The following is a 1,406-nucleotide window of genomic DNA, read 5'->3' on the forward strand; positions in this document are numbered from 1 at the left end:
CACTAGTGTTGCATTAATTTAAATTCACTATTAAAAATACTCAAAATGTTCAATATTATTATTTTGTGCAAAGAAAAAGTCCTTTATAATGGATTAGTCAGGTGGTAACCCGTCCAAATCCACTAAAAAAGGACCATCACATGGACAAGATTACACGAAAAACTTCATTTGGACAATGGTTTTCACCTATAAATCTTCAATTATTTGAAGAAAACGTGAAAACGATGAAATTAGATTACTATACGAAAAAATTAACGACAGAGTCATTTCTAAAATTACTACTTTTTGCGCAGCTACAAGAAATTGAAAGTCTGCATGCGCTGGGTGATTGTCTTTTCGATGACCAGCTTCAAAAAGGGATAGACCTTGATTCTATTAGTATTTCTCAGTTGTCACGGCGGTTAAACGGCATAAACCCTGACCTATTTCAAAGGCTTTTTCTTGATTTAGTGTCACAAATTCATGCCAAAACGCATTACACGAAACTCGTGATGCCGTTAAAAATCATTGATTCAAGCACATTGCCACTTAATTTGACCAATCATAAATGGGCTAAATTCCGCAAAACAAAAGCAGGTGTAAAGTTACATTTGCGCCTTGTGTTTATGGAAAAGGGTATATCCTATCCTGAAAAGGCCGTTATGACAACGGCAAAAGCACATGACCGTGGTCAGCTTGAAATCATGGTGGATGACAAGGAATGCATGTATGTGTTTGACCGTGGTTATCTAGACTACGAGCGCTTTGATCGCATGACTGATGATGGTTACTTCTTTCTTTCACGGCTACGCAAAAATGCAGTCATACGGAACGTTTACGATTTTAAGCTACCAAAGGATACAGCTGTTTTATCAGACCAAATGGTGTTGATAGGTACGACTCAAAACCGTGCTGAAAATTACTTTCGGCTTCTAAAAGTGATTGACTCAAAAGGAAATGAACTTCATTTAATTACAAATCGTTTTGATTTAAGCGCCGAAGAAATTTCAGAAATGTATAAATCACGGTGGGCAATTGAGCTGTTTTTTAAATGGATCAAACAACATCTCAGCATCAAAAAGTTCTACGGTCAAAGCGAATGGGCGATTCAAAATCAAGTATTTATCGCACTAATTGTTTTTTGCCTACATGTTCTCGTACAAATCGAGACCAGAAGCAAGCGAAAAACCTTACAGATTAGCCGTTATCTAAGGGCTGCATTGTGGAAACCAGCGAATGTTTGGCTTCGAAAGATTGAAGGAAAAGCCATCCCTTAAATATGCAAATTGTCGTCGTTGCAAAAGTCTAATTGTAAATAAATTTCCAAATGGATGGGGCCACCTTTGATTGGGTATTTACTTTTTTGCCTCTAAACAGGGAAGGTGAGTAAACTGAAAATTATGACACTATTTATGCAACACTAGTGA

1 protein-coding gene is annotated in these 1,406 nt (G+C 36.8%); it reads left to right on the forward strand.

From position 1 onward, the window contains the following. Positions 1-140 precede the first annotated feature (140 nt). Complete coding sequence (locus PGC35_RS22020; RefSeq protein WP_191783586.1) at positions 141-1,256, forward strand: IS4 family transposase; 1,116 nt, start codon at positions 141-143, stop codon at positions 1,254-1,256. Positions 1,257-1,406: the final 150 nt, after the last annotated feature.

The organism is Psychrobacillus sp. PGGUH221 (genome assembly GCF_042055255.1).
In the GTDB taxonomy this organism is placed as follows: domain Bacteria; phylum Bacillota; class Bacilli; order Bacillales_A; family Planococcaceae; genus Psychrobacillus.